We start from the raw sequence: 4,093 nt of genomic DNA, 5'->3' as shown, positions 1-4,093 counted from the left end.
CCAGGTAGGGGAGCAGGAAGAGCGCCGCCAGCAGCCAGGCCACGGCCGCGAGGACCAGGTAGGCCGGCAGAACGCCGGCCAGGTCGCCGGGCTTGCCTCGCAGGACGGCGTCCAGGAAGGCGAGGGTGGCTGCGGCGACGACGCGCGGGCTCTCGGTGCGGCCCAGCGAGCCGACGATCGTGGGCACGGGCGGCAGGTACAGGGGGCCGTCCATGAACGTGAGATGTGCGGCGCCGGGGATGGTGAGCCGGTAGTTCGTCGCGGTGCCGGCCTGGAGCGCCTCGGTCAGGCGGGGGAGGTAGCGCGGGTCGGTCCCCGAGGTGATGGCCTGGGTGAGCGCGAGCGTCGGCTGGTCGAGGGCGGGCGAGACGGGGCCGTGGGGGTAGCCGTCCAGGTCGATGACGGCGTCGAACCGGCGGTCCTGCCGGGCTGCCTGGAGGGCGGCGGCACCGCCCATGGAGTGGCCGGTCACCGCGACCCGGCTGGTGTCCAGGCGGCCGGTCAGCGGGTCGGCGGTCTCACCGCGGTTCAGACCGTCCAGCCGGCTGAGGACGAAGCCGAGGTCGGCGGCCCGAACGGCCGTCCAGCCGGCCGCCAGTTCGTCGTCCTTGCCCGGATCGCCGCTGGAGGCGGTCTCGGTGGTGATCGTCCGGCCGTCGGCGAGGACGACGGCGGCGGAGTCGTACGGGTGGTCGAGGGCGGCGACCACATAGCCGTGGCTGGCCAGTTCCTCCGCCCAGGCGGTGTTCTGGGTGCGCACCCCGCCCGACCCGGGAGAGAACAGGACGACCGGGAACCGTTCGCCACCACCGGCCACCGGGGCGTCGAAGACCGACCGGGAGCGGGCACGCGGAACACCGTCGACCAGGAAACCCGGCAGGCCGACTCCGCCGGCGAGGGCCTCGGAGACGGTGCGCGCCTCGTCCTCGGTGCGTCCGAGGTACTGGGCCCGCTGCGCGCCTGCGGGGTGCTCCTGCGCGGGATACCAGAGCTGGACGACGACCGTGCGCCGGTCGCCCGGATCGGCGGTGAAGGTCTCGGGACGGCCTGGGTCGGTCCACTGCACCACGCGGGTGCCGACCGCGAAGGCGCCCGACGGTTCGGGGAACACCGGGACGGGGAAGGCCCAGGCGGCCACCGGGCCCGTGGCGATCAGGCCGACGCAGGCCGCCGATCCCGGCAACGCCAGCCACCAGCGGGCCCGCCACGCCGGCCGGCCGGGACGGCGTCGCAGCAGGGGGGAGAGGGCGAACGGCGACGCGAGGGCGGCGCCCGCCAGGACCGGCAGCAGCTGCCAGCGGATCCCCGCCGTCGCACCCAGCACGATCGCGGACGGCACGAGAACCGCTCCCGCCGCGATCGTGACGCGCGGGCGGGCGGCGGGGGGCAGCCAACGCGCCGTCACCAGCGCGACGGCACCCAGCAGGGCGAGGATTTCGAGGGGGGACATGTCCAGTCCCGTGATGATCTCGGTCACCCGGCCATGGTCGGCGCCGGGCGTGCGCCGCCACATCGGTCCCGGGTCGCCGTCGTGCCCCACCGGGGTCGCCGTCCGTGGTGGTCCCCGTGCAACCGGAGGAGCAGTCGGGCACGCCGGATCAGCGGCCGTACTGCGACCACGGGAGGCAGCGGGACTCCTCCTGCAGTCGTATCCCGGCACGGTGCGATCAGCCGGTGGACTCATGCGCAGCGCGGGGCCCGCGGCCTACGGTGACAGGGCCGCGGTACGTGCCGGGCGGAGCGAGACGTACGTTCCCCGTACTCGCCCCGGATCCGGCTGGCCGCGGTGGCGGCCCCGGCCGGGGCCGCCGTCATGCTCAAGCGACAGGGACGTGCGATGACCGAGGCGGCCGCGGAACCCGCCGATGCCCACCGGGCACGCTACCGGGACCGGGACCGGGACCGGCGGCGGGACCGATACCGGGACCGCTACCGGGTGCGGTGGGCGCGGACGGCCTCACGGCTGACCACGTACGCCGACCTGGCCTCCGGCCGAGCGGCCCGACTGGCGACAGCCGCCGGGCGGCGGGGCTCCCGGCTGCCGCCCGTGCTGTGGGACGCGCTGCTGCCGGCGCTCCTCCTCTGCAACGTCATCACCACGCACGCCCCGCAGGAGCTGCCGGTGGCCGTGGCCCTCACCGCCGCCCTGGCGCTGCCCCTGCTGTGGCGGCGCCGGGCCCCGCTCACGGTGTTCGGCGCCGTGGCGGCCGCGGCCTTCGTCCAGTGGCTGATGAACGTCCAACTCCCGGCGGACATCGCCGTGCTGGTGGCCCTCTACACGGCCGCCGCGCACACGGGCCGGCGCGGCGCACTCGTCGCCGGCGCCGTCGTGGAGGCGGGCGTCCTGCTGGCCTGCCTGCGCTGGGCCCCGGAAGGCGCATTCCTGACCCCCTTCGTCGCGGTCACCGCGATGGTCGTGGCCGCCGCCGTCCTCGGTGTGAACGTGCGGACCACACGCGCCTACCTCGCGGCCCTGGAGGAACGCGCCGCACGCCTGGAGCAGGAGCAGGAACAGCAGGCGCGACTGGCCGTCGCCGAGGAGAGGACACGGATCACCCGGGAGATGCACGACATCGTCACCCACAACCTGTCCGTCATGGTCGCGCTCACCGACGCCGCCGTCTACGCGCAGCACCGGTCGCCCGACCGGGCCACCACCGCGATGCTCCAGATCTCCGAGACGGGCCGGCAGGCCCTGACCGACATGCGGCGCTCGTTGGGCATCCTGCGGACCGACGAACCGGACGCGGACCGCCACCCGTTGCCCGGCATCGCACAACTGGCAACCCTCGCCGACCAGATGTGCGCCGCCGGGCTGCCGACCCGCCTCGACGTGCACGGCGGCCACACCCACGTACCCGCCACCGCACAACTCACCGTCTACCGCCTGGTACAGGAAGCCTTGACCAACACCCTCAAGCACACACCCGCGGGAACCCACGCGCAGGTCCGGATACGGTGCGCGGCCGAGACCGTCACCGTGGACGTCACCGACAGCGGCCCCTGCCCGCCACCTCCCGCCGCCACACCGTCCGGCCACGGCATCCCCGGCATGCGCGAGCGCTCGGCCGCCTACGGGGGGACGTTGCGGGCCGGACCGCTTCCGGGCGGCGGCTGGGGAGTCCACACCCGCCTGTTCCTCGGCAGCAGCGGAGCGGCGTCCGCATGACGATCCGCATCCTGATCGCCGACGACGAAGCGCTGCTCCGCATGGCCTTCAGCACGGTCCTGGACGCCCAGCCCGACATGGCACCGGTCGGCGAGGCCGCGGACGGCGGCCAGGCGGTCCACCTCGCCCGGGAGCTGCGCCCCGATGTCGTCCTCATGGACGTCCGGATGCCCGGGACCGACGGGATCGAGGCGACCCGGCAGGTCGTCCGGGTCTCCCCGCAGAGCCGGGTGCTGATCCTCACCACCTTCGACCTGGACGAGTACGCCTTCGCCGGACTCAACGCCGGAGCGTCGGGCTTCCTGCTGAAGAACACCAGGCCCGAGGAGCTCCTCACCGCGATACGCAACGTCGCCGCGGGCGACGCGGTGCTCTCCCCGCGGATCACCCGCCGCCTGCTGGAGGACCTCCGCCCGCACATCCCCGACGGCCGCGCCGCCGTCCGCGACGAGCGCCTGGGCCGGCTCAGCGCCCGTGAGCGGGAGGTGCTCGTCCAGGTGGGCTGCGGCCTGTCCAACGCCGAGATCGCGGCCACCCTGTACCTCGCGGAGGCGACCGTGAAGTCCCATCTGGGGCGGATCCTGCAGAAGCTCGAACTCCGCGACCGGATCCAGGCCGTGATCTTCGCCTACGAGAACCGCCTCGTCCACCCGGCGTGACGCGGCCACCGCCGCCGGGCTGCAGGGTTCACCAGGGCACGGCCGGCCGGCGTTCGCGCCCCCGACGGTGAGACGCCGGGGGCGCGACCGGCCGTCCAGCCGGCCCGGTGTCGCAGGGTCTTGTCACGTGGTTCACCGCTCTTGCTTTGACATTTTTGCACGGTGAGTCCAAATGTTCGGATTGCACGGCAAGTGCAATGAGTTTGGGGCGGGGGGGGGGGCCCCCGCCCCCCCCCACACAGACCCATAAGGATAGATCACAGCA

The 4,093-nt window shown here is 74.2% G+C and carries 3 protein-coding genes; 2 read left to right on the top strand and 1 reads right to left on the bottom strand.

Translation table 11 applies throughout. From position 1 onward, the window contains the following. Positions 1-1,513, bottom strand: a 1,513-nt coding sequence (locus ABZ885_RS36705) for a dienelactone hydrolase family protein (RefSeq protein ID WP_360198837.1), incomplete at its 3' end; no start/stop codon positions are given. Between the two features lie 324 nt (positions 1,514-1,837). On the opposite strand from ABZ885_RS36705, the gene ABZ885_RS36700 reads away from it, so the two are divergent. Next, positions 1,838-3,169 (top strand): histidine kinase, encoded by a 1,332-nt coding sequence (locus tag ABZ885_RS36700; protein WP_360198835.1) that lies wholly within the window; start codon positions 1,838-1,840, stop codon positions 3,167-3,169. Beyond that, entirely contained in the window at positions 3,166-3,828 is a 663-nt protein-coding gene (locus ABZ885_RS36695; protein ID WP_360198833.1) for a response regulator transcription factor, read from the top strand. The genes ABZ885_RS36700 and ABZ885_RS36695 overlap by 4 nt, the downstream gene beginning before the upstream one ends. Positions 3,829-4,093 lie beyond the last annotated feature (265 nt).

Origin of the sequence: Kitasatospora sp. NPDC047058 (assembly GCF_040643935.1) — a bacterium.
Classification (GTDB): domain Bacteria; phylum Actinomycetota; class Actinomycetes; order Streptomycetales; family Streptomycetaceae; genus Kitasatospora.
The sequence above is the reverse complement of the archived record's forward strand: the minus strand, read 5'-3'. Positions and strand labels throughout refer to the sequence as shown.

Coding starts and splice junctions, on each gene's coding strand:
- ABZ885_RS36695 (WP_360198833.1), top strand. CDS start 3,166: ATGACGATCCGCATCCTGATCGCCGACGACGAAGCGCTGCTCCGCATG.
- ABZ885_RS36700 (WP_360198835.1), top strand. CDS start 1,838: ATGACCGAGGCGGCCGCGGAACCCGCCGATGCCCACCGGGCACGCTAC.